General features: G+C 61.2%; 20 protein-coding genes and 1 riboswitch. Of the genes, 13 read left to right on the top strand and 7 right to left on the bottom strand.

Annotation, left to right across the window (positions count from 1 at the left end; genetic code table 11):
- Positions 1–13: 13 nt before the first annotated feature.
- Positions 14–388 carry a PA4575 family protein gene (locus EDC38_RS09540; RefSeq protein ID WP_123638307.1) on the top strand — a complete coding sequence of 125 codons (375 nt, stop codon included), beginning with the start codon at positions 14–16 and terminating at the stop codon, positions 386–388.
- A 6-nt stretch (positions 389–394) separates the two neighbouring features.
- Here the strand turns inward: EDC38_RS09540 and EDC38_RS09535 are convergent, their stop codons facing one another.
- On the bottom strand, positions 395–1,459 hold the full coding sequence (locus tag EDC38_RS09535) for a CNNM domain-containing protein (protein ID WP_123638306.1): 1,065 nt from the start codon (positions 1,457–1,459) through the stop codon (positions 395–397).
- A 102-nt stretch (positions 1,460–1,561) separates the two neighbouring features.
- Positions 1,562–3,610: a diguanylate cyclase gene (locus EDC38_RS09530; protein ID WP_246004433.1), complete on the bottom strand. Its 2,049-nt coding sequence runs from the start codon at positions 3,608–3,610 to the stop codon at positions 1,562–1,564.
- A 389-nt stretch (positions 3,611–3,999) separates the two neighbouring features.
- Here EDC38_RS09530 and ppc point away from each other — a divergent pair, with 389 nt between their 5' ends.
- Positions 4,000–6,615: a phosphoenolpyruvate carboxylase gene (gene ppc, locus EDC38_RS09525; protein ID WP_123638304.1), complete on the top strand. Its 2,616-nt coding sequence runs from the start codon at positions 4,000–4,002 to the stop codon at positions 6,613–6,615.
- Between the two features lie 124 nt (positions 6,616–6,739).
- On the opposite strand, the gene EDC38_RS09520 is transcribed toward ppc, so the two are convergent.
- A complete protein-coding gene (locus EDC38_RS09520) occupies positions 6,740–7,648 on the bottom strand; it encodes a GGDEF domain-containing protein (protein WP_123638303.1) in 909 nt (302 codons plus the stop codon).
- 98 nt (positions 7,649–7,746) lie between these two features.
- On the opposite strand from EDC38_RS09520, the gene smrA reads away from it, so the two are divergent.
- Positions 7,747–8,340 (top strand): DNA endonuclease SmrA, encoded by a 594-nt coding sequence (gene smrA / locus EDC38_RS09515; RefSeq protein WP_123638302.1) that lies wholly within the window; start codon positions 7,747–7,749, stop codon positions 8,338–8,340.
- Positions 8,341–8,470: 130 nt separating this feature from the next.
- On the opposite strand, the gene EDC38_RS09510 is transcribed toward smrA, so the two are convergent.
- Genes EDC38_RS09510 through EDC38_RS09500 form a run of 3 tightly spaced genes read right to left on the bottom strand, consistent with a single transcriptional unit; the run spans position 8,471 to position 11,120 of the window.
- Positions 8,471–8,770 carry a DUF2288 domain-containing protein gene (locus tag EDC38_RS09510; RefSeq protein ID WP_123638301.1) on the bottom strand — a complete coding sequence of 100 codons (300 nt, stop codon included), beginning with the start codon at positions 8,768–8,770 and terminating at the stop codon, positions 8,471–8,473.
- Positions 8,771–8,810: 40 nt separating this feature from the next.
- On the bottom strand, positions 8,811–9,731 hold the full coding sequence (locus tag EDC38_RS09505; RefSeq protein WP_123638300.1) for a hydroxymethylglutaryl-CoA lyase: 921 nt from the start codon (positions 9,729–9,731) through the stop codon (positions 8,811–8,813).
- A 3-nt stretch (positions 9,732–9,734) separates the two neighbouring features.
- Positions 9,735–11,120, bottom strand: a complete 1,386-nt coding sequence (locus tag EDC38_RS09500) for a TolC family outer membrane protein (RefSeq protein ID WP_123638299.1) — start codon at positions 11,118–11,120, stop codon at positions 9,735–9,737.
- 200 nt (positions 11,121–11,320) lie between these two features.
- Positions 11,321–11,420, top strand: a riboswitch (TPP riboswitch).
- 84 nt (positions 11,421–11,504) lie between these two features.
- Here EDC38_RS09500 and thiD point away from each other — a divergent pair.
- The 7 genes from thiD to parE all read left to right on the top strand — a co-directional run bounded on the left by thiD (position 11,505) and on the right by parE (position 19,524).
- On the top strand, positions 11,505–12,413 hold the full coding sequence (thiD, locus tag EDC38_RS09495; protein ID WP_246004375.1) for a bifunctional hydroxymethylpyrimidine kinase/phosphomethylpyrimidine kinase: 909 nt from the start codon (positions 11,505–11,507) through the stop codon (positions 12,411–12,413).
- Entirely contained in the window at positions 12,410–14,305 is a 1,896-nt protein-coding gene (thiC, locus tag EDC38_RS09490) for a phosphomethylpyrimidine synthase ThiC (protein ID WP_123638298.1), read from the top strand. Before thiD ends, thiC begins: the two co-directional genes overlap by 4 nt.
- Positions 14,306–14,648: 343 nt before the next feature.
- Positions 14,649–15,266 carry an NUDIX domain-containing protein gene (locus tag EDC38_RS09485; RefSeq protein ID WP_123638297.1) on the top strand — a complete coding sequence of 206 codons (618 nt, stop codon included), beginning with the start codon at positions 14,649–14,651 and terminating at the stop codon, positions 15,264–15,266.
- A gap of 204 nt (positions 15,267–15,470) precedes the next feature.
- Positions 15,471–15,923 carry a DUF1249 domain-containing protein gene (locus EDC38_RS09480; RefSeq protein ID WP_123638296.1) on the top strand — a complete coding sequence of 151 codons (453 nt, stop codon included), beginning with the start codon at positions 15,471–15,473 and terminating at the stop codon, positions 15,921–15,923.
- A gap of 162 nt (positions 15,924–16,085) precedes the next feature.
- The gene (gene cpdA / locus EDC38_RS09475) at positions 16,086–16,868 is read left to right on the top strand and encodes a 3',5'-cyclic-AMP phosphodiesterase (RefSeq protein ID WP_123638295.1); all 783 of its coding nucleotides are present in this window, start codon (positions 16,086–16,088) and stop codon (positions 16,866–16,868) included.
- A 16-nt stretch (positions 16,869–16,884) separates the two neighbouring features.
- Positions 16,885–17,463 carry a YqiA/YcfP family alpha/beta fold hydrolase gene (locus EDC38_RS09470; RefSeq protein ID WP_123638294.1) on the top strand — a complete coding sequence of 193 codons (579 nt, stop codon included), beginning with the start codon at positions 16,885–16,887 and terminating at the stop codon, positions 17,461–17,463.
- 171 nt (positions 17,464–17,634) lie between these two features.
- Positions 17,635–19,524: a DNA topoisomerase IV subunit B gene (gene parE / locus EDC38_RS09465; protein WP_024461272.1), complete on the top strand. Its 1,890-nt coding sequence runs from the start codon at positions 17,635–17,637 to the stop codon at positions 19,522–19,524.
- A 94-nt stretch (positions 19,525–19,618) separates the two neighbouring features.
- On the opposite strand, the gene lpxL is transcribed toward parE, so the two are convergent.
- On the bottom strand, positions 19,619–20,536 hold the full coding sequence (gene lpxL, locus EDC38_RS09460; RefSeq protein ID WP_123638293.1) for an LpxL/LpxP family Kdo(2)-lipid IV(A) lauroyl/palmitoleoyl acyltransferase: 918 nt from the start codon (positions 20,534–20,536) through the stop codon (positions 19,619–19,621).
- A gap of 127 nt (positions 20,537–20,663) precedes the next feature.
- On the opposite strand from lpxL, the gene EDC38_RS09455 reads away from it, so the two are divergent.
- The 3 genes from EDC38_RS09455 to EDC38_RS09445 all read left to right on the top strand — a co-directional run bounded on the left by EDC38_RS09455 (position 20,664) and on the right by EDC38_RS09445 (position 24,279).
- Positions 20,664–21,278 carry a biliverdin-producing heme oxygenase gene (locus EDC38_RS09455; RefSeq protein WP_170162884.1) on the top strand — a complete coding sequence of 205 codons (615 nt, stop codon included), beginning with the start codon at positions 20,664–20,666 and terminating at the stop codon, positions 21,276–21,278.
- Positions 21,268–23,376, top strand: coding sequence for a diguanylate cyclase (locus EDC38_RS09450; RefSeq protein WP_123638291.1), 2,109 nt, complete (start codon positions 21,268–21,270; stop codon positions 23,374–23,376). Before EDC38_RS09455 ends, EDC38_RS09450 begins: the two co-directional genes overlap by 11 nt.
- Before the next feature lie 78 nt (positions 23,377–23,454).
- On the top strand, positions 23,455–24,279 hold the full coding sequence (locus tag EDC38_RS09445; RefSeq protein WP_123638290.1) for a glycosyltransferase family 2 protein: 825 nt from the start codon (positions 23,455–23,457) through the stop codon (positions 24,277–24,279).
- Positions 24,280–24,309: the final 30 nt, after the last annotated feature.

The following is a 24,309-nucleotide window of genomic DNA, read 5'->3' as shown; positions in this document are numbered from 1 at the left end:
GAGGTAGGCCGTCATGCAGATTATTTACGACGAGTCGATTACCGCCAACGACCAGCCCCTGGTCATGACCCGAGGCGATCACGAACGGGTGGAAATGCATCTACGCCAGGATGAGCAGAGACATTACACGCTGTTTGCCTTTGCCGGGGACCATCGCCGGCCAGCCAGAACCCAGCAGCAGGGCCCCTATCACTGTCTGGATCAGGCCAATGGCGCCCGGCGGGCGATAGCCGCAGCTTTGCGAACTCAGGGTTACCGGGTGAGTGACGATGTTCATCCCGTGTGGTGCCTGGAGGCTCAGCGGTGTATCAATGCCCTGCGGGACGCACACGAGCAGTTTCCGGTCAGCTACAAATTTGATCCCAAGGACGTCTACCTGGATTGGTGAGGCCTATTACTCATTGTCGTCTGGCGTGGTAGACACGCCCAGGCGGGCTGCCTGACGGCGCCAGCGACGTCGGGCCAGTTCCTGCATATCCCGGGTTTTGTCTTTCTCGTCTACGATTTCCAGTCCGAGTAGCGCTTCCAGCACGTCTTCAAGGGTGATGATGCCCACCACCGAACCGTATTCCGTCACTACCAGAATGATGTGCGTCTGCTCGCGCAGAAACTCCTCAAGGGCCTGGGTCAGCGGCATGCTGTCGAGTAGCGCGGGAATGGCACGACGGTGACGCCGCAAGAGCTGATCGCCTTCGCCCCGGGCCTCTGCCAATAGCAGGTCATCCAGCAGCACGATCCCGTTGATATTGTCCGGATCACCGGCATACACCGGAATACGGGAAAAGGGCACCGAGTGGTGACTGGTCAGAAAGTCGTGAATGCTCTGCTCCTCGTCCGCCGAGAACAGAACGGTGCGCGGCGTCATGGCATCCTTGATGGGCGTGTGGCGCAGCAGGAGCAGATTTTTGAGGATACCCGACTCGCGCTCGTCCAAATGGCCCTCCTCTGAGCTGAGATCGGCCATGACCGTCAGCTCGTGCCGATCGAGCCCGGATGACTGACTGCCACCGCGGGTGATCAGGCGGGTAATGAACTCGGACATCTTGATAAACGGGTAGAGGACAATGATCAGGTAGTGCAGGCCGTAGGCCGTCATGGGGGCGAGTGAACGCCAGTAATAGGCGCCCAGTGTTTTGGGGACGATTTCCGACAACACCAGAATCAGCAGAGTCAGTACCGCCGAGAACAGGCCCAGATAGGCGCTACCAAATACGACCGTCGCCTGGGCACCGGCCCCAGCGGCGCCAGCGGTGTGAGCGATGGTGTTAAGGGTCAGAATGGCGGCCAGAGGGCGGTCGATGGTGGCTTTCAGCTCCGCCAACAGCAGGCCGGAGCGCTTACCCTCCTGCTGCTTCAGGCTGGTGTAGGCCGTGGTTACGCTGAGCAGTACCGCTTCGGCCACCGAGCATAGAAACGAGATACCCAGGGCGATCAGAACGTAGACTATCAGCAGTGTCATGGTTTGGCTCAGGTCGGATAATGGCGTGTTGTGCCGGATGATAACAGGCACTCGATGGCCTGCCCATAGGACGTCTATACGGAGCGCGGCGCAGGTTGAGGCTTATGCCAGGGGATATTTCTCGGAGGCCGCGCGGATCTGATTGCCGCCGGCTTCCTTGGCCCGGTACATCGCCTGGTCAGCGGCGCGAATCAGGTCGGCGTCGGTGAGGGCGTCGTGCGGGTATAGCGCAAGGCCAATACTGGTGGCGATGTGCATTGGGATCTGCCGGATCTGAAACGCCTGGGCACAGGCGTGACGGATTTTCTCTGCCACCGTGTGGGCTTCCTCGGGGCCGGTTATGTCGTCCAGCAGGACCACAAACTCGTCGCCGCCCATGCGGGCGACGGTGTCCGCTGCACGCAAATTGACGGTCATGGCCTGGGACACTTGCTTGAGCAACTCGTCACCCAGCTCATGACCATAGTGATCGTTCACCACTTTGAAATCATCCAGATCGATGAACATCAGGGCCAGTTGCGTGCGGTGGCGTTGGGCGCTGCGCAGCGCCTGTTCCAGCCGGTCGGCGAACAGGGCCCGATTGGGCAGGTTGGTGAGAGGGTCGTGCTGCGCCATGTGGCGCATGTGATCTTCAATCTGTTTGCGCTCGGTCACATCGCTGATAAACCCATACCACCGGGTGGTGCCGTCCTCCAGCCGTTCCGGCTGGGCATTCCCTTCAAGCCAGTGCATTCCCTGAACGGGCAGTATCACACGGAACTCGGTATGCCAGGTGGTAAGGTGGCGAGCGGATTGGATAATCGAGGCAAACAGGTCGTTGTAATCTTCCGGGTGTACCCGATCGAAGACAGATTGGATATCCTCGCTGGCCTCTGTGGGTGTGACTTCAAGGTACTCTTCAATACGCCGACTGGAAAAGGGCATACGAAAGCGACCGTCCGGGGCCATTTCGAACTGGTATATGACTCCCGGAGCTTGGGCTGTCAGGTTGTCCAGCAGCTGAATCCGCTCCAACGTCGCCTCACCCTCGGCCCGGGCCTTATACACCTGGCCGATCTGATAGCTGACCACCTGGGCGAGCAGCAGTACCTCGATCAACACCGCCACCATGCCCAGGTGCTCGACCAGAAAGATCGGGTTGCTGGTGCTCTTCATGGAGATGGCCAGTAGCGCCGGCACCGCAAAGGCGGCGTTGGCAAACAGGTACAGTCGGGCCACCTTGCTCCCCTGAAGGCTGCGAGCCACGCCGCAGGTCAGCCCGTACAGCGCAAAAATCGCAACGCCGACCCGACAGAATTCAAGCGACCAGTTGGGCGCGAACAACGCCAGGGGCCAGAAGCTGACCAGCACCCCGATCGCCGTCATGCCCAGCCAGAACAGCGCCGGGTGGGTGTCTCGGCTAATGCGCAACAGGCGCATGACAAACCCGATATAGACGACGTTTGAAAACAGAATGGGGGTGCTGATCAGGTAGAACCAGGTCCAGCCGAACAACTGGCTGTACACCAACAGGGCGGCGCCGTTGTAAAGCAGGTTGCCGAGGATGAACAGGGCGTACAGCAGGTCTGTGCGGGATTGTCGCCACACCGCCATGACGGCGTAATAGAACATCAGGGCGAAAAAAATACCCAGGCCGACCAGGGTCAGGCTTTGGGTCAGAGGAATGCGGCGCTCGTAGTCTTGACGGTCAAACAGGTGGGGCTCTGGCAGGGCCAGGTAGAACGGGCTCTCCATCCGGGTGAGAATCCGGTACTCTCCTGCGGGCAGATTCAGCGATCGGCCGTGGCGCAGGAAGTACTGGTAATCCTGGTCCTGTTGCAGGCCACCGCTGAGCGTCAGGAGCAGGCGGTTGTCGCCGTCGTAGATGCGGTGCACAAACTCATTGAGGGTGGATGAGCTCGCGAAATCCAGTACCAGCTCTGCTGGCTCATCCAGAGTCACTTCCAGTTCGTACCAGAGGACACCGCCGCCGGCGGGTTGGACGGAAACCGTGTTCAGTTGATGGCGGAGTGGTGCGGCTCGTGAGACGTCACTGTCGGGGGGTAAATCGATCCAGCGGCCGGTCTGTTGCAGAGGACTGCGGGGCTCGGCGGCGGCCAGTGGCGTCCATAGCATGAGCAGGCTGAGACAAAGCCCGACAACAAATGACACTCTCAGCAAGCAGACGTCCTCGTGATAATCGGTGGCTCGGATGGGTGGAGGTCGGGACCACTGTAACAAGCATTGGCCAGAATTGGCGCCCTGGCAAATGGATTAGGCATCCGGGCCCATAGGAGAGCGCCTGTGAGCTGCTCGCCTGGATGGCGCATTTTTCATGTCTTGGGGCAAAATAGCAAGGGTTATGAGCCCTGTGCAGAAACTGAACGCCATCGCTGAACCCCTCAGTGGTCGTGGTCTGCGTCAGTTACCCAGCATTCATTCACACCCTTTTGCACAGATTCTGTGGATAGCGCCTGGCCTGTGGATATCTTGTGTGGCGCTGCTCACTTCGCAAGATTACGTTAGAATGGCCCGCTAACTGACCATTTGGAGGTAGCTTTATGGAAACCCTGCCCGAGACTTTACGGGAAAATGTTCGGCTGTTGGGCGAATTACTGGGAGATACAGTTCGCGACCACGAAGGCGACGACCTGTTCCAGAAAATCGAAGACATCCGCCAACTGGGCAAAGCCATCCAACAATCCGAAGAGGAGGACTCCACGCCTCTGGTGGAGCGGCTGGGCGAGCTGAACGATCGGGATATTCTGCCGATTGTGCGCGCCTTCAATCAGTTTCTGAATCTGGCCAACATCGCCGATCAGGAGTATTCCGCCAGTGCCGAAGCGGAGCCCGACGACGGCCTGAAGAGTCTGCTGCTCGAGCTGAAAGACACCTACGGGCAGGAGCGCCTGAGTGAAGTCATCGGCGATCTGAATATCCAGTTGGTGCTCACCGCGCACCCCACGGAAGTGACCCGGCGCACCCTGATCCGCAAATACGACCAGATTGTTCACACCCTGAGCGACCGCCAGCGCGGCAACCTGCTGACCTACGAGCAGGACAAGCACCGCGGCCGGCTGCACCGGCTGGTGGAAGAGATCTGGAGCACCGATGAAATCCGCTCTGAGCGGCCCACAGCGGTGGATGAGGCCAAGTGGGGCTTTGCGGTTATCGAGAACAGCCTGTGGCAGGCGGTGCCGGACTTCATTCGTCACCTGGACCGGCTCTGCTGCCGTCATCTCGACCACTGCCTGCCGGTCGACCTGCAGCCGTTCAGCTTTTACTCCTGGATGGGCGGCGACCGGGACGGCAACCCCAATGTGACCCACCGCGTGACCCGCGAAGTCCTTTTGCTCGGCCGCTGGATGGCCGCGGACCTGTACCTGAAGGATATTCAGAGCCTGAGCAACGATTTGAGCATGCACGAGGCCGGTGCCGAACTGAGTGCCCGCTTCCCGGGCAGTGTCACGCCGTATCGGGATCTGCTCGGTGAGTTGCGCCAGCGTCTGCAGGCCACTCTGGAGTGGACCGAGGCGCGTCTGGAGGGCCGCTCTCCCGAGTGGAACGATGCGGTGATCACCGAGCGCAAAGACCTGCTCGAGCCCCTGCTGATGTGCTTCGAGTCGCTGCGCGAGGTGGGCTTCCCGCACATCGCCAACGGCCCGGTACTGGACAACATCCGCCGGGTGCAGAGCTTTGGTATCAACCTGGTGCCGCTGGATATCCGGCAGGATGGCGAGCGCCACGTGAAGGCGATGGACGAGCTGACCCAGTATCTGGAGCTGGGCAGCTACCTGGAGTGGAGCGAAGAGCAGCGGCAGGAATTTCTGCTCGAGCAGCTCAACAACAAGCGCCCACTGTTGCCGGCGCACTGGCCCATGAGCGAGGAAACCGAAGAGGTGCTGGCCACCTGCAAGGTGATCGCTCAGGAACCCCGGGAGACCCTGTCCCACTACGTGATTTCCATGGCCCAGCAACCGTCGGACGTGATGGTGGTGGCGTTGCTGCTGCGCGAATGCGGCATGACCTGGAATATGCCCATCGTGCCCCTGTTTGAAACCCTGGACGACCTGGATCGGGCGCCGGAGGTGATGGGTCGGCTGTGGCAGATTCCCTGGTACCAGGAATACACCGGCGCCCGCCAGACTGTGATGATCGGCTACTCCGACTCCGCCAAGGACGCCGGCAAGTTCGCCGCGACCTGGGCCCAGTACAAGGCGCAGGAAAAGCTGGTAAACATTGCCGAGCAACAGAACGTCAAGCTGGTTCTGTTCCACGGCCGCGGCGGCACCGTCGGTCGCGGTGGCGGCCCGGTGGAGAAGGCCATGGCCTCCCAGCCACCGGGCTCGGTGAAAGGGCAGATCCGGGTGACCGAACAGGGCGAAATGATCCGCTACAAGTTCGGCCAGTCCCGCGTGGCGTTCAGCAGTTTCTCCACCTATGTGTCGGCCACTCTTCGGGCAACCCTGATGCCGCACAAGGGGCCGTCCCAGGAGTGGCGGGACCTGATCGAGCGCATGGCTCAAAGCAGCCTGGAGGCCTACCGCAATGTGGTGCGCGGCCACCCGAAGTTCGTGCCCTATTTCCGCAGCCTGACGCCGGAGCAGGAGTTGAACCTGCTGGCCCTGGGCAGTCGCCCGGCCAAGCGCAAGGCCACCGGTGGGGTGGACAGCCTGCGGGCCATCCCCTGGGTGTTTGCCTGGATGCAGGTGCGCCTGAACCTGCCCTCCTGGCTCGGTACCCGCCAGGCGCTGGAATACGCATTGGAGAATGCGCCATCCACTCTGGTGGATATGCTGGAAAACTGGTCGTTCTTCTCCAGTTTCCTGGACCTGCTGGAAATGGTGGTGGGCAAGGCCGATCTGCCGATCTGCAGCTATTACGAAAAAGAGCTGGTGCCCTCCGAGTTGCACGGCCTGGGGCAGCAACTGCGGGCGGACCTGAGTGCGCTGGAAGTGCTGATCAACCGGATCAAGCATCAGGACGAGCTGTTGAGCGAGGAGCCCATGTTGCAGCGCGCCCTGCGGGTACGCAAACCCTACATGGACCCGCTGAGCTATCTGCAGGTTGAATTGCTCAAGCGCTATCGCAGCGGCAAGGAAATCAGTCCAGAGCTGGAAAAGGCGCTCAAGGTGACCATGGCGGGTATCGCCGCGGGCATGCGCAACACCGGCTGATCCCGAAACCTGGCTTTATGTCACCCTCGACGTTGGTCGGTAGGGTGGCATAAGGCCAAAGGCCGTCATCTACCATTGTCGTCTACCACAATACGTCGTTTGGGGATGTGCTTCCGCTGAGGCTTCACAGCACCGGGTTTTTTACGGTGTCGGTATCGTCCGTACCGACGCGCCGGACGAGCGTCTCCAGCGTGTCCTCTTCCCGGGCCACGCCGACGTGGTAGTTGATCTGAACCTGCACCAGCAGGTCCTCGCCCCGGGCGTCGGTCATCAGCACATGCTCCAGCCGCGCGACAATCTGCCGGGCCAGGTGATCGGCGTCATGCTCCGTGCTGTCCGGTAGAAACACGGCAAACCGTCGGCCGCCCATGCGGGCGGCGATCTGTCCGTGGCGCAGGTAGCGGCGTATGGCTTTACCAACGCGCTGCAGAATGTCATCCCCGGCCTCCAGCCCGAGCCTCTGGTTGAGTTCGGTCAGGTTAAGTACCCGCAGGCCGATCACCACGGGTTGCAGACCATCGTCCTGAGACTGCTCAAACAGCGGTCCGCAGGTGGTAAAGAAATAGCGACGGTTGTAGAGTTGAGTGAGTTGGTCGACGGTCGCCAAGTCCCGCTCAATCTGTTGGTAGCTTCCGAGAATCAGCCGGTTCATACGATAGGCGCGTCCGAGCTGATACAACCCGAGGGCCGCTATCAGCAGACCGACCGGAATACACAGGAAGCTGATGGCTTCGGCCGGCCACCAGTGCGGCTCCACCAGGTCGTTGATCAGGGCCTGCCAGACACCGACAAAGTTAAGCCCGAAGCCGATGGTGAGTTTACTGACGATGGTGCGACGCACTGGAAGGTACGCCGCCGTGGCAAACAGAAGAAAAGCGGCCAGGCACAGGCTGAGGTCCCGCAGGGTGCGGGGCCAGTCCACATTCTCCGGGCGAAGCGAGGGGCTGGTGTAGAACAGCAACAGTGCCCAGGCAAACGCCAGCAGTGCGGTCAACAACAAGGTGAGTAGCGCCAGCGAGAAGCGACTGAGCATGATCTTGTCAGGGTCCGAGGTCGTTTATAGACAGTGTAGCAGGCGCCACAGTGCGGCGCTGGTGATCAGCTCGCGGTGTATTAGAGTGAGAAATGGTTATGAGCAGTGATGAACGTGACGAGTGGGCACTGTTTGAGCGGGAAATGCGCGATGTGCGCCCGATCAAGAGTGAGCCCAAAGTCCCTCTGAACAAGTCGGACGCACCGGCCGAAACCCTGGCGCAACGCCGGGAGATGGCGGTGCGCGAAGTGGTGGGGGCGGAGAGTAACTTCCTGTCCGGGGATTACGTGCCTCCGGTCGACCCGCACGATCACCTGGCGTTCAAGCGTGACGGTGTGCAGAACGGGGTGTATCGGAATTTGCGCTTGGGTAAATACACGGTGGATGCCCGTCTGGACCTACACCGGATGACGGTGGAGGAGTCGCGGCGGGCGGTGTTTCAGTTTGTGCAGGATTGCATGGCCCAGGATATTCGCTGCGGGCTGATCACCCACGGCAAGGGCGTGGGACGGGAAACCCCGGCGTTGCTGAAAAGCTGCGTGGCGCACTGGTTGCCCCAGATGCACGAGGTATTGGCGATGCACTCGGCCCAGCCCCAACACGGCGGCAGTGGGGCAACGTATATTCTCCTGCGCAAGAGCGAACGAAAACGCCAAGAAAATTGGGAGCGCCAACACAAACGTCGGGGTTAGTTGGGTGCCTGGTTGGCCGGGGTAACGGCGGATGCGCTTCGCTTATCCGCCCTACGCAGACCTCGGAGCCACCCGTAGGGCGGATAAGGGCGGAGCCCGCATCCGCCATTACCCAAATTGCCGGGCGTGACTACTGGTGTCCCTGCACCAAAACATAAGGCTTGATCACCAGAGCCCAAACCTCGGCATCGGCCTCAAACCACGCCTGCGCTTGGGTGTCGCTCACCGCATCCACCTTGCCCTCCTCCATCCAGGCTTTGAACTGATCGGCATTATCCCGGGACAGCTCCGCGCCCACTTTTACCAGATCCAGCTCCGGGGCCACCGCAATGGCCCGACCGGCGGCGAAAAAACGCTGTAGCTCTCGCCAGGGAATGGTGGCCGTTTCCAGATTCAGGGTCGCTTCCAGAGGTAAAGAATCGTCAGTCATAATGTAAGGGGGTCTTGATCAGTCGGTTCAGACAAAACCGTCAGGTGCGACGGTTGAGATAGGCGCGGGCCGCGCGGGAGGCGTTGTCCCGTTCCAGCACGGAACAGATGCGCTCTCCGGCCAGGATGAGCTTGTCCAGGTCCACGCCGTGCTCGATACCCAGGCCGTTGAGCAGGTAGACCACATCCTCGGTGGCCACATTCCCGGCGGCCCCCGGTGCGAATGGGCAGCCGCCCAGGCCGGCCACGGCGCTGTCGATGGTGGCAATACCGGCATTCAGCGCCACCAGAATATTGGCCAGCGCTTGACCGTAGGTGTCGTGAAAGTGCACGGCCAGTCGTTCCGGCCCGACTTCCGGAAGCAGGTGCGCCAGAAGCCGCTCGGTATCGCCCGCGGTGCCGACACCGATGGTGTCGCCCAGGGAGACTTCCCGACAGCCCATGGCCAGTAGCTCTCGCGTCAGTGTCAGTACGGCACCGGGGGTAACGGCGCCCTCATAGGGGCAGCCCAGCACACAGGAAATGTAGCCGCGCACCGGGAGGCCCGCGTTGGTGGCGGCGGCAATCACCGGCGCGAACCGCTCAAGGCTCTCGGCGATGGAACAGTTGATGTTCTTCTGGCTGAAGGTTTCCGAGGAGGCGGCAAATAAAGCCACTTCATCGGCGCCGACGGCCAGTGCCCGCTCCAGCCCTTTCATGTTGGGGGTGAGGGCGGCGTAGGTGACGCCGCAACGGCGGTTCATGGCCTGGAACAGCGCATCGCTGTCTGCCATCTGCGGTACCCGCTGGGGGTGGACGAAGCTGCCGGCTTCCAGATAGTCGAGTCCGGCGTCCGCCAGATCCTCGAGGAGTTGGTGTTTGGCGCTGAGTGGTACGGGGTGGGGCTCGTTCTGCAGTCCGTCACGCGGGCCGACTTCGATCAGCCGGACCCGCGTGGGGCGTTGGGTGTGTTGCTCGACCACGGATCAGTTGATGTCGAAATCGCTGCGCCGCAGCATTTCCGCGTGGCTCAGTGAACGGTCGATCTGCTGCACATCGGCGGGGGTCAACATACCAGCGACCTGACGCAGCTCAAAGCTGTTGATGATGTAGTCGTACAGTGCGTTCTGGTAATCCCGCTCGGCCTGGTACACCGCGCGCTGGGCGAGCAGTACTTCCACCAGGTTCCGGGTACCCACTTCGTAGCCGGACTGGGTGGCTTCCAGGGCGCTCTGGGCGGAGACAATGGCCTGCTGGCGTGCCTTGACCTGGGCCACGCCGGTTTCTACCGACAGGTGCAGGGCGCGGGCCGACTGGATCACGGTGCGTTCGGCGCGGTTCTGCTCGGCGCGAGCCTGCAGGTACTGGGAACTGGCCTGGCGACGCTCGGCGGAGGTGCGGCCGCCGGAATACAGCGGTACGTTCAGGCTGATCGTGATGCTGCTGCCTTCCGCTTCGGTGTCGCTCTGGATGCTGCCGATCTGGCCACCAAAGTACTGGGAGCCCTCGGTGGCGGTATCGCTGTAGGACGCCGAGGCGCCCAGAGTGGGCAGGTGCTGTGACTTGGCGGCCTTGGCGGTCTGCTCGGAGGCCCGGGTGTTGAGCTGGGCGGCCTTGAGGTCGTAGTTGTTTTTCAGGGCAAATTCGACCCACTCGTGCCGGTCGGACGGCGTCGGGCGCACCACCGGGAAGTCGTCTGACAGGGGAGCAATCGCATCGTGCGGTTGGCCGGTCAGTACTTCCAGCGCTTCATAGGCAATGCCCAGGTTACCCTGCGCCTGCAGAGCCGCGGCGGCGGCACTGTCGTACACGGATTGGGCTTCATGGACTTCGGTAATGGCGGTCAGCCCCACTTCGTAGCGCTGACGGGTCTGTTCGAGCTGTTGCTCCAGGGCTTTCTCTTCGGCCCGAGCGGTTTCCAGATTGTCCGCCGCGCGTAGAACGTTGAAGTAGGCTTCGGCAACACGAACGATCAGCGCCTGCTGGTCGGCGCCAAACTGTACCTCCGCCAGTTCGCTCAGGGTGCCGCCGCGCTGGTAGTTGTACCACGCTGCCATGTTGAACAGCGGCTGACTCAGGGAAATTTCCCAGCCGGAGTTTTCCCGCTCCGTCTCCTGGGTCACGTTTTCCATGTTGTCGGTGGTGTCCTGACTGCTGTCGGAGTAGTACACCCGGGCATCAATCTGCGGCAACAGTCCGGAGCGGCCGAGCGTTCGGTTTTCCAGTCCCGCCTCGTAGGCCGCTTCGTCGGCTTTCAACTGCGCGTCGTTTTCCAGCGCCAGTTCATAAATGTCCAACAGCGAGTTGGCGCTGGCCGTAAAGGGCACCAGGGCCATCAGACCGAGAAACCAGAGGGATCGGGTTGTTTTCATGTGAGTTCCTGTCCGTTGCAATCCAGAGTTGGGGCACCGTCGAATGGTAGGCAGTCTGCGAGTTTACTCACTCGGCTGCGGCAGGTCGAGCCTGTGCATGAATGAAGTTGTAAAAAAGGGTAAAACGTGTAAACCGGGTTTGTCATCGGGCGCCGAGGATACGCTCGCTTTACAGCGCTGGATGACTCGCCTAGACTGTGGCGCATTCGTCGGGGTGCCCGCCTTGAAAGGCTGGCTGAGATCTTACCCGTAGAACCTGATCCGGTTAATACCGGCGTAGGGAACGAAAGCGCAACAGCCTCTCTGGTGCCTGCCACCATTGTTCTATCTCCTCATGGCTTATAGCTGACGTTTCCCGCGCCACTGTCTTCGGGAGTGGAACGCGTGAACGATTTTTTGGACCCATCCAGACCCGCCGCACCCGCGGTGGCACTGACCATTGCCGGTAGCGACAGCGGCGGTGGCGCGGGTATTCAGGCCGACCTGAAAACCTTCGCCGCGCTCGGTGTGTACGGTTGCAGTGCGCTGACCGCGCTGACCGCGCAGAACACCCTCGGCGTGCAATCGGTGCACTCAGTTCCTTCGACGTTCGTCACCGCGCAATTGGATTCAGTGCTGTGCGATTTTTCGGTGCGAGCCATCAAAACCGGCATGCTGGCCGACTCCGCCACGCTTCGAGCCGTGGTGACGGCGTTGGCGCGTTGCGCCGACACGCCGCTGATAGTCGATCCGGTAATGGTGGCCACCAGTGGTGACCGCCTGCTGGACCGGGACGCCGAAGCCACCCTGCGTGAGGAGTTGCTGCCTCGCACTGACCTGTTGACCCCCAACCTGATGGAAGCGGCCGCTCTGCTGAACGAGCCTCTGGCCTCGGACCCTGCCGGCCTCTGGCGCCAGGCCGAGCGGCTATTGGCGCTGGGCACCAAAGCGGTGCTGCTCAAGGGTGGGCACGGCAGCGGGCCGCTGGCGCAGGATCTGTTGCTGGGCCCGGACTTTTCGGAAGTGTTCAGCCGCCCCCGGATCGACACGCGCAATTCCCACGGCTCGGGCTGCACCCTGTCGGCGGCCATCACCGCCTACCTGGCTTCGGGGCTCAGCCTGACCGATTCGGTTCGGGCCGCCAAAGATTACGTGCACCGGGCGCTGGTCAGCGCCGCCCACTGGCGGCTTGGCCGGGGTTCGGGCCCGTTGAATCATGGCGTAGCGCCCTTGGCCGACCCCCGCAGCGCCCCGTCTGGCCCTGGGGCGCGCCCTGTATCTTTCAGTCACCTTCACGGAGAATCTCTGCTATGAGCCATACCGCCAATCCTTCACCGCTGAGCCGCTCGGCCCAGGTGGACCCCCATTCTGTCGCGCCTCTCCCCGGCTCCAGCAAAGTGTACGTGCAGGGCTCCCGCCCGGATTTGCGGGTACCCATGCGGGAAATTGCGCTGAGCCAGACCGCCACGGAGTTTGGTGGGGAAGCCAATCCGAGCGTACGGGTCTACGATACCTCCGGCCCCTACTCGGACCCCCAGGCACAGATTGATCTGCGCCGTGGTCTGCCGGGGCTGCGCAGCCTGTGGATCGAGGAGCGGGGCGATACCGAGGTGCTCGAGCGGGCCAGTGCCCGCTACACCCAGGCGCGCCTGAATGATTCCGAGCTGGAAGCGCTGCGCTTTGATCTGCACCGGCCGCCCCGTCGGGCCAAGGCCGGTGCCAATGTCACCCAGATGCACTACGCCCGCCGCGGCATCATCACCCCGGAGATGGAGTACATCGCCATCCGGGAGAATATGGCACTGGCCCAGGCGCGGGAGCGGGGCGAGGTACAGCATCCCGGGGAAGCCTTTGGTGCGGCCATTCCCGATGAAATCACCCCGGAGTTTGTGCGCTCGGAAGTGGCCCGGGGACGGGCCATCATCCCCTGTAATATCAACCACCCCGAGTCCGAGCCGATGATCATCGGGCGCAATTTTCTGGTGAAGATCAACGGCAACATCGGCAACTCCGCACTGGGTTCCTCCATTGAGGAGGAGGTGGCCAAGCTCACCTGGGGCACTCGCTGGGGGGCAGACACCGTGATGGACCTGTCCACGGGTAAACACATTCACGAAACCCGCGAGTGGATCTTGCGCAACGCCCCGGTGCCTATTGGCACGGTGCCGATCTATCAGGCGCTGGAAAAAGTCGATGGGGTGGCCGAGGATCTGACCTGGGAGGTGTTCCGGGACACCCTGATCGAGCAGGCGGAGCAGGGTGTGGATTACTTCACCATTCACGCCGGTGTGCTCCTGCGCTATGTGCCGCTGACCGCCAAGCGGGTGACCGGCATCGTATCCCGGGGCGGCTCAATCATGGCCAAGTGGTGCCTGGCCCACCATCAGGAAAACTTCCTGTACACCCACTTCGACGACATCTGCGAAATCATGAAGGCCTACGACGTCGCCTTCTCCCTGGGCGATGGCCTGCGCCCCGGCTCGGTGGCCGACGCCAACGACGAAGCCCAGTTCGGCGAGCTCGAAACCCTGGGCGAGTTGACCCACCGCGCCTGGGAGCACGACGTGCAGGTGATGGTGGAGGGCCCCGGCCATGTGCCCATGCAGATGATCAAGGAAAACATGGACAAGCAGATCGAGGTCTGCGGCGAAGCCCCGTTCTATACCCTTGGCCCCCTGACCACCGACATCGCGCCGGGCTACGACCACATCACTTCGGGCATCGGCGCCGCCATGATCGGCTGGTACGGCTGCGCCATGCTCTGTTACGTCACCCCGAAAGAGCACCTCGGGCTGCCCAACAAGGACGACGTCAAAACCGGCATCATCACCTACAAAATCGCCGCCCATGCTGCCGACTTGGCCAAGGGCCATCCGGGAGCGCAACTGCGCGACAACGCCCTGTCCAAGGCGCGCTTCGAATTCCGATGGGAAGACCAGTTCAACCTGGGCCTGGACCCGGACACCGCCCGCGCTTTCCACGACGAAACCCTCCCCAAGGAGTCGGCCAAGGTGGCCCACTTCTGTTCCATGTGCGGGCCCAAGTTCTGTTCCATGAAAATCTCCCAGGAGGTGCGGGATTACGCCGCGGCTCAGGGCAATGAGGTGGTCGAGGAGGCTGTCCGCATGGTGGATGTGGAGGCCGAGATGCAGGCCAAAGCCCGGGAGTTTCGCGAGCAGGGCGCGGAGTTGTATCAGAAGGTTTGAGAACAGGGTGCCCGGCATCGCCCCCTCCGGGGTAGCGTCACGTTATGGGGCGGCGGATGCCGGTAGCTTGGCAGGTCGTGTAGGGCGGATAAGCCGAAGGCGCATCCGCCGTTCCTAACCTCCCCGCCCCATCAAAAGGTGGTCGAATGGTTTTGAGCTACGTAGTATAGAAGGCATGATCATACCTCGGAGGGTTCGGTGTCCGGTGTGTGGTTTCGCAACCCTCGCTTCAGGGATGAAGCGAGGGAGCTCCATGGATGGATTCATCGCGTTTGCGAAACCACACACCGGATAGCGAACCCGGTCCGTCTACGAAGCACCAAGACTCAGACGAGAGCCATTCATGACCCACTGGCAAAAACCCCCTTTCACCCGTGACGACGTCCAGATCACCCAGCGGGAAACGCTCTACAAAGACTTCTTCCGGGTCGACAAAGTCACCCTCAAACACCGACTTTTTCAGGGCGGCTGGACGGGAGAGCTCTCCCGGGAACTGTTCCTGCGTGGCCCCGCCGTCGGGGTACTGCTCTACGACCCCAAGCATGACACCGTCGGCCTCATCGAACAGTTCCGGGCGGGCGCCCTGGCCGAACCCGGTGGACCCTGGTGCATGGAAATCGTTGCCGGCATGATCGAAGACGGCGAAACCTGCGAAGATGTTGCCCGTCGGGAATCCATCGAGGAAGCCGGTGTTGAGCCCTACCATATGGAATATATCGCCAACTACCTGCCCAGCCCCGGTGGCAGCGATGAAAAAATGCACATCCTCTGCGGCCTGGCGGATCTCAGTCAGGCTGGTGGTATTCACGGGCTGGACGAAGAGCACGAAGACATCAAGGTCCACGTTCTGGCCGCTTCGGAGGTGTTCGCCCACCTGTATGATGGACGCTTTAACAGCGCCGCGGTATTGCTGTGTCTGCAGTGGTTGCAGCTCAACCACGCCCGGCTGAAGCAAGGCTGAATCGATAAACTCTGGTAGACTGGGCTTTAGATCCTTTGCGGCGGGCTTGTCGATCCGCCGCCCCACCCATGATTGTGTCAGGGTGCATCGCCTCTCAGCGATGCGCTTCAGGGGCTTTTATTGTGGGTGTCGGCAGAGCCGTCAAGGTAGTAGAGGACCGTCAAGGTAGCAGAAAACTCAAACTCACTCGGAGACCGACCGGGCATGGTCAAAAGCCGTTACAAAGTGAACCTGTCGCGCCAGCTGGCGGAGTGCGAGGCCAACTACTGGCGTCTGCGCAAGCTGTTGCCCGAGGACTCGCTCACGCCGGGTGCGCAGTGGCAGTTCGCGGTGGTCAGCGGCGAGCGGCACTGGCAGACACGCGTGACGGTCATTGAGTGCTCCCGCTACACCACGACCGTCCAGTTGAATCAGGTCCAGGCGGATGAGCCGGGAGCGGAGTGGTTGCGCGCGCCGCAATTGACGGTCCGCCTCTACCAGGATGCCGAGCTGGCGGAGGTTCTGGCCTGGGAGCGGCATCGCCGTTTGCAGCCGCGCTACGAGTACCCCAACCAGGCCATGTATCACCAGGACGAAAAAGCCCAGTTGAACCGGTTTCTGGGGGAATGGCTGGGCTTATGCCTGGAGAAGGGCCACTCTCTGGAAACGGTCTGGTAGAAGATCACATTTTTCTGATAAATGTTCCGACACCGGTCGCATGCGTCTTGCACCGCCTCCCACTTGTGGTTATTCTCGAAAAAACTTCAGCCATTCGGCGGCGCTTGAATCTACTCCCGTCTAGTGGCCAGAAGCAGAATCAACCGGATTATCGAGACGTTCGTGCGCCTGATTCAAATTACCGACTGCCATTTGGGCCCGCTGTCTGACCCCTCGCTATTGGGGTTGAACACCGACCAGAGCCTGGACGATGTGTTGCGCCTGGTAGCCCGGGAGCAGACGTCCGTGGATGCTATGGTGTGTACCGGCGATATTGCCAGTGATGCCCACGAAGAATGCTACGGGCGCTTTGTGACCACGGTTCGCAATCACTTTTCTGTTCCCCTTGGATGGTTGCCCGGCAACCACGATTCAGCGGCCATCATGGCCCAGTTGGAAAGCGACTTTGTGCCCGAGTCCCGGGTCATGAGTGTCGGGGAGTGGTTGGTGGTTCTGCTCGATTCCGCCGTGCCGGGACAGGTATACGGCCACCTGGCGGACTGCGAGCTCGATTTCCTGTCCCAGACTCTCGCCAGTAACAGCCCCCGCCCAACCCTCGTCATGCTGCACCACCAGCCCGTGCCGGTAGGCAGTCGCTGGATTGATGAATACATCCTCAAAAATGCCGATGATTTCTTCGCCATCATTGATGCCCACCCGCAGGTGAAGGGTGTCTCCTGGGGGCATGTGCACCAGTTCTATCACGGCGAGCGCAACGGGGTGCAGCTGTTTGCCACGCCGGCCACCTGTATCCAGTTCAAGCCGGGCAGTGAGTCGTTTGCTGTGGATCGGGCCATGCCCGGTTACCGCTGGTTTGACCTGCACGACGATGGCCGCCTGGACACTGGGGTATCCCGGGTAGAGGACCAGAAGTACCAGATCGACTATCAGTCGTCCGGCTATTGATGGTGGCGGTTTGGGCTTGTCCGCGCCTCGTCTGATTTATATCCACGGTTTTCTCAGCTCGCCGGCCTCCTTCAAGGCGCGGCAGATGCAGGCCTGGCTGGCCGAGCATCGCCCCGACATCGACTACCGTTGTCCGCACCTTCCTCCTTACCCCCGCCTGGCGGCCGAGCAACTGGCGAACCTGGCCGATACCGATGGCCCCCTGTACCTGATGGGCAGTTCCCTGGGCGGCTTCTGGGCCACCTGGCTGGCCGAGCGATACGCTGCCCGTGCGGTACTTATCAACCCGGCGGTCAGCCCCTGGCAATTCATGCCGGATTATCTGGAGGTTGACCTCAAGGGCTATCACACCGATGATACCTACCGCCTGAGCGCCCATCATGTGGATGAAATCCGGGCCTATGAGGTCGAGCCGCTGAACCACCCCGAGAATCTGTGGCTGTTGGTTCAGACTGGGGATGAAACCCTGGATTATCGACAGGCGGTGGCCAAATACCAGGGCGCGAGGCAGACGATCGAGCCCGGCGGCGACCACGGTTTTCAGGGCTTTGAACGGTATATCCCCGAAGCGATGGCGTTTCTGGAAGGGCGGTAACGGCGGATGCGGGCTTCGCCCTTATCCGCCCTACGCAACCTCCGCACTACCCGTAGGGCGGATAAGCGCAGCGCATCCGCCGTTACCGCACGCGACGTTTTCAAAACCGCGACCCAAGGCGGTACAACCCGAATCCAACAACAAGACCGATTACAGAGTTAATAATCCGATATGGCGAACTACTCCTCGGAAGATATTGAAGTACTCACCGGGCTAGACCCCGTCAAAAAGCGCCCGGGCATGTACACCGACACCACCCGGCCCAACCACCTGGCCCAGGAAGTGATCGACAATAGCGTCGACGAAGCCCTCGCCGGCCACGCGAAAAGCATTCAGGTGGTGCTGCATAAAGATCATTCGATTTCCATCTCGGACGACGGTCGGGGCATGCCGGTGGATATGCACCCCGAGCAGGGTAAACCCGGGGTGGAAGTGATTTTGAGCACCCTTCACGCCGGGGGCAAATTCTCCAACAAGAACTACCAGTTCTCCGGCGGCCTGCACGGGGTGGGGGTGTCGGTGGTGAACGCGCTTTCCCAGATGCTGGAAATCACCATCAAGCGCGATGGTCAGGTGCATCGCATGGGCTTCAAGGATGGCGACAAAGCCACCGATCTAGAAGTGATCGATACCTGCGGTAAGCGCAACACCGGTACCAGCATCCGCTTTCTGCCCAACCCGAAGTATTTCGACTCGCACAAATTTTCGGTCAGCCGCCTGCGCCATAATCTGCGCGCCAAGGCCGTACTCTGCCCGGGGCTGACGGTCACCTTCAAAGACGAGCAGTCCGGCGAAACCGATGAGTGGTTTTACGAGGACGGTCTGCGGGACTACCTGCAGGGCGCAACCCAGGGCTGGGAAACCCTGCCCGAACAGCCCTTTGTCGGCGAGTTCTCCGGTAAAACCGAGGGCGTCAGCTGGGCGGTCCAGTGGCTGCCGGAAGGGGGCGAACTGGTTCAGGAAAGTTACGTGAACCTGATTCCCACCGCCCAGGGCGGCACCCATGTGAACGGTCTGCGCACCGGTCTACTCGATGCGTTGCGCGATTACTGCGAGTTTCGCAACCTGCTGCCCCGCGGCGTCAAACTGGCCCCGGAGGATGTCTGGGCCAACTGCAGCTATGTGCTCTCCTCCAAATTGGCCGACCCGCAGTTTTCCGGCCAGACCAAAGAGCGCCTGTCGTCCCGCGAGGCGGCGGCGTTTGTTTCCGGTATTGCCAAAGACGCCTTCGCCCTGTGGCTCAATCAGCACACTGAAGACGGCGATAAACTGGCGGAGCTGTGCGTCAACAATGCCCAGCGTCGGGTGCGCTCAAGCAAGAAAGTCGCCCGCAAAAAAGTGACCCAGGGGCCAGCACTACCGGGGAAACTGGCGGACTGCTCCAGCTCGGATCCCTCTCGCAGCGAGCTGTTTCTGGTGGAGGGTGACTCCGCTGGCGGCTCGGCTAAGCAGGCACGGGATCGGGAATTTCAGGCGATCATGCCGCTGCGCGGGAAAATTCTGAACACCTGGGAAGTCGATGCCGGGGATATTTTCTCCAACCAGGAAGTACACGATATTTCCGTGGCTCTGGGGGTCGACCCCGGCGCGGCGGATCTGAGCCAGCTGCGCTACCACAAAATCTGCATTCTCGCCGACGCCGACTCCGACGGCCTGCATATTGCGACGCTGCTGTGTGCGCTGTTTGTCCAGCATTTCCGCCCGCTGGTGGAAAACGGCCATGTGTTTGTCGCCATGCCGCCGCTGTACCGTATCGATGTGGGCAAGGAGGTGTACTACGCGCTGGATGAGAGTGAAAAGAACGGCGTCCTCGACCGCATTGAGGCGGAAAAGAAAAAGGGCAAGGTGAATGTGCAGCGCTTCAAGGGGCTCGGTGAAATGAACCCCCTGCAACTACGCGAAACCACGATGGCCCGCGATACCCGGCGGCTGGTTCAGTTGGGTATCGACGATATCGAAGGCACGATGCAGATCATGGACATGCTGCTCGGCAAAAAACGCGCCTCGGATCGCCGCGTCTGGCTGGAAAGCAAAGGCAACCTGGCCGATATCGCGGTTTGAGGTGGCCAGGGTGTCGGATTACGCTTCGCTAATCCGACCTACCCACCCCAACCATTCGTAGGTCGGATTAGCGAAGCGTAATCCGACATAGTGCCTAGTAAAGAGACGGTTCCCCTTCCGGGCGGGTTTTAAAGCGCCGGTGTACCCACATGTATTGTTCCGGGCAGGCACGTACTCTCTCTTCGATAAACTGATTGATCCGGCGGGCATCCGCCGTTTCATCGCCTGAGGGTAACTCCGTCAGCGGCGGGTACACCTTCACGTCATACCCCGAACCATCCGCCCGGCGGTGATGGGTGAAGGGAATCAGTTGCGCCCGGCCCATACGCATCAGCTGACTGGTGGCCGTAATGGTGGCCGCCGGAATGCCGAAGAAGGGCGCAAACACATGAGGTCGGCGCGGGCCGTAATCCTGGTCCGGTGCGTACCAGACCACCCCGCCCTGGCGCAGTCGGCGCACCATCTGGCGCATGTCGTCCCGGGAAATGATGCTGCCGGGTTCGGCCAGATGCTCGCGCCCTTTCAGCTGCATATAGTCATACACCGGATTGTTGTGCGGCCGGTACAGTCCGCCTACCGGGTGGCTCTGACACAGCAACTTGCCCCCCAAGTCCAGGTTGGTGAAATGCATGCCCAACAGGACCACGCCCTGGCCGGCCTGTTGGGCCGCCTGCAAATACTCCAATCCTTCCACGGAATACAGCCGGCACATCCGCCAGCGGGGCCAAAACCAGGAGATCCCCGTTTCGAAAAACGCCTGGGCGGTCGACTCGAAATTGCGCCGTGCCAGAGCCAGGCGCTCGGCGTCGCTCTTCTCCGGGAAGCACAGTGCCAGATTGCGCAGCGCCGTGCGGCGGCGGCTTTTGGCCAGACGCCAGGCAAGCCGCCCCAACCCCCGCCCCATGGCCATCTGTACCCGGTAGGGCAGTAGGGCCATGAGCCACCACAGGCCAAAGCCGACCCAGGTCAGCCAGTAGCGAGGGTGAAACAGTTGGCGGGAGACGCGCGGCATTTCGGTAAATCCTCAGAAGCACACAAAAGGCGGTATTCTACCGTGTATGATGGCGCGGGGGGTGCCTGTGAACTATGTTAATATAAGCGCCACATTTGATGCTTTACCGGGAGCGAGAGGACGGCCTTTGTCCCATCATCAGTCATTGCGAGAGGCGCTGCGCGTGGCCACTCGTGCGGAGCATAAGGCACTCGAGGCCCAACCGCTCATGCAGCGACTGCTCTCCCCGGAACTCACCCTCATCGAATATGGTCAGATCCTGCGTGCTCAGCGGGCATACTACCGTGACCTGGAGCCCGCGCTCTGGCCCCTTGAGTGTCAACGGCGGGTCCGTTTCCCGGACGCAGATTATCGCTACCACTCTCGCATACCGTCACTGGAGCAAGATTGCCAAGTGTTGCAGTTACCGGATGACCACGATATCGAGGCGAGCCTGAGTCAGCGACAGCCGCTACACTCGCCAGAGGAAGCGCTTGGTGTGCTGTATGTGCTGGAGGGCGCCAGCCAAGGGGGGCGTGTTATCGCCAGGGCTCTCAATCGATCCCTGGGGTTGACGCAGGGTAGTGGCGCTGACTTTTTCCACCGCCATGTCACGCAGGATGGTTGGGCTCGCCTTTGTCCCTGGCTGGAAACCATTCCTATGGACGGCACCTGGCATTGCGCCCTGACCGGCGCCAAGGCAACCTTTACCGGGCTGAAGGCCCATTTCGATCATTGGCAGAGGCAACTGAGTGACCGCTGAAACCCCGAAGTGTTTTGCGGACGAGCTTCAGGCAGCGCAAGAAGAGTGCGCGCGCGAGCCCATCCATATACCCGGCGCCGTACAGAGCTTCGGGGTCCTGTTGAGCTTTGATTCGTCAATTCGGCGGGTCTGGCAGGTCAGCGCCAATGTTCGCCAGCACCTGGGGTTGACGGTGAATGAGTGCCTCGGGGCCAGTGCTGCGGACATTCTGGGCAGCAGCCTACTGGGCAGGATCCGGCGAGGGCTGGCCAATACCGATCGTATGCCGGGGGCGATGACCGTTACCCGCAAGCTGGCTGGCATCAGTCGCAAGCTGCACGTGGTCGCCTACCGCAGTGGCGATGCGGTGATCGTCGAGCTTGAACCGCTGGACAGTTCGGCGCGCTATCGCTGGTTGTCCCTGGTCAACGACTGGATTGCCAAGCTGGTGGAAACCCGCACCGAGGATGACGTCCTCAATCGCCTGTGCGATGCCGTCCGCTCCATTACCGGCTACAACCGCTCGCTGATTTATGCGTTTGATGCCGACTGGAATGGCAAGGTGCTTGCCGAGAGCCGCGATGAGGTGTTGCCAGCACTGATGAATCAGCATTTCCCCGCCTCGGATATTCCGTCCCAGGTTCGTGCAATGTACGGCAACAATCGTATTCGAGTCATTGCCGATGCTCAGGCTGAGGCCGCCCCGCTCGTACCGGCGATGAATCCGGCCAACGGCAGCCCGCTGGATCTGAGTCAGGGCTATTTGCGGGCGGTATCACCGATTCACTGCGACTATATGCAGAACATGGGGGTCCGATCGTCTCTGTCGGTTGCCATCTATTCCGATTCCCGGCTCTGGGGGTTGGTCAGCTGTCACAGCCAGATGCCCCTGTCCCTGTCGCCGTCTGCCCGGGACAGCGTTGCCACTCTGGTTGAAGTGGCCAGCCAACGCCTGTTCCTGCTCAAAGCCGAGGCCGACGCCCACTACCGGCAGCAGATCCACGATAATCGGGTTCAACTCGCCCACGGGGTTCAGGAACGTCACGCGCCGCGAGATTTGGTGCAACAGCACGCCGAGCACTGGCGGCAACTGTTCCGGGTGGAGGGGATTGCGCTGGTGTATCTGGGCGAAATCACCCGCTCCGGCAAGACACCCGACGAGGATCAGGTGCGCGAGCTGACCAACTGGCTGGACGCTGAGCTCAAAGAGCCGGAGCCCTGGGCCACCACCTCGCTCAGCGCCTCGGGCTACCCCAGTGCGGAGGCGATACAGAGCTGGTGCTGCGGACTGCTGGCCATGCCCCTGCTGATTGATATGGATGCCCGGGGCTGGTTACTGCTGTTTCGTCCAGAACAGTTTGAAATGATTCCCTGGGCGGGCAAACCCGAGAAGGTCGCCGAGGTGCGCGACGGACGCACGGTTCTGTCGCCGAGAACGTCCTTTGCATCCTGGGTTGAAGAGGTCAGTGGCAAAAGCTCGTCCTGGCACCCGGCCGAAATCAACGCCGCCCGGGATCTGGGCGATGATCTGGCGGTCATTGCCGCCGCCCATGAAATTACCCGGCTGAATGAATACCTGCGGCGCGAACGCAAGGCGCTCGCGGAGGCGAATCAGCACCTGGAAAAAGTGGCCAACACCGACTCCCTGACCGGCACCCTGAACCGCTACCGGATTGAGCATCTGGTACAGATGAGCATGGCCAACGCCGAACGCTACGGCCAGCCGTTCTCCCTGTTGCTGTTTGATCTCGATCATTTCAAGCAGATCAATGATACCTACGGCCACAATGTCGGTGACCGGATCCTGAAAACCCTGGTCAACTCGCTGACCGACGGGCTGCGTGAGGGCGACCAGTTGGGGCGTTGGGGCGGAGAGGAATTTCTGGTGCTCGCCGCCAATACCGTCATTGATGACGCCGCCATTTTTGCCGAACGACTGCGCCGCCTGGTGTTGGCCACCGAATTTGGTCTCGACGAGCCGGTCACCATCAGTATCGGCGTGGCCGAGTGGGGCAAGGGCGATACCATGAAAACCCTGCTGGTGCGCGCGGACCGGGCCATGTACGAAGCCAAGCATTCCGGGCGCAACCGGGTCTGTCTCGGGCGCATCGATCAATAGTGTCCCGGCCTTGCCTCCCCCGGAATGGCCCGAAATGATAATATGGCCTCCTCATTTGCCAGGTTTGGAGAACAGCGTTTGAAAGTCTCTGTCATCATGACCACCTACAACTCGCCGGTGTGGTTGGAAAAGGTCCTGTGGGGGTACAGCGTACAGACCCATAAGGATTTCGAGATCGTGATTGGCGACGACGGTTCAACGGATGAAACCCGCGAGGTGATCGAGCGGGTAAAAGCCCAGACCGGGCTGGCGATTCGACACATCTGGCAGGAAGACAAGGGCTTTCGCAAATGCCGGATCCTGAATAAATGTATTCTCGAGGCGGACTCAGACTATCTGGTATTCACCGATGGGGATTGCATCCCCCGGCGCGACTTTCTGGCCGTACATTTGGCGGAAGCCCGCCCCGGAACCTACCTGTCGGGGGGCTATCACAAGCTCCCCATGGCCACCAGCGAGCAGATCACCAAAGACGACATCATCAGCGGGCGCTGCTTTGATCTGGCGTGGTTAAAAGCACACGGGCTAAAACGCAGTCACAAGAACCTGAAGCTGACCGCGACTCCCGGGCAGGCGAAACTGCTCAACCGGATTACCCCCACCGCCTGTAATTTCAAAGGCTCCAATGGCTCGGTCTGGAAGCGCGATGCGCTGGCCGTCAACGGATTTGATGAGCGTATGCCCTGGGGCGGGCTGGATCGTGAGTTCGGGGTGCGCCTGATCAACTCCGGGATTCGTCCCAAACACGTTCGCTACAACGCGATTGTGATCCACCTGGACCACCCTCGCGGTTACAAGGACCCGGACAAAGTGGCAGCCAACAAGGCGTTGCGAGTCCGCAGTGAAAAAGAGAGGCTGACGCGCACCGAGCACGGCATTGAGCAGTTGTCTCAAACCGATTGAAGCCGCTTGTCGCTGACGAGGTGTGATCGC

The sequence above is a fragment of the Marinimicrobium koreense genome, from assembly GCF_003762925.1.
GTDB lineage: Bacteria > Pseudomonadota > Gammaproteobacteria > Pseudomonadales > Cellvibrionaceae > Marinimicrobium > Marinimicrobium koreense.
This window is presented reverse-complemented; position numbering and strand designations above follow the sequence as displayed.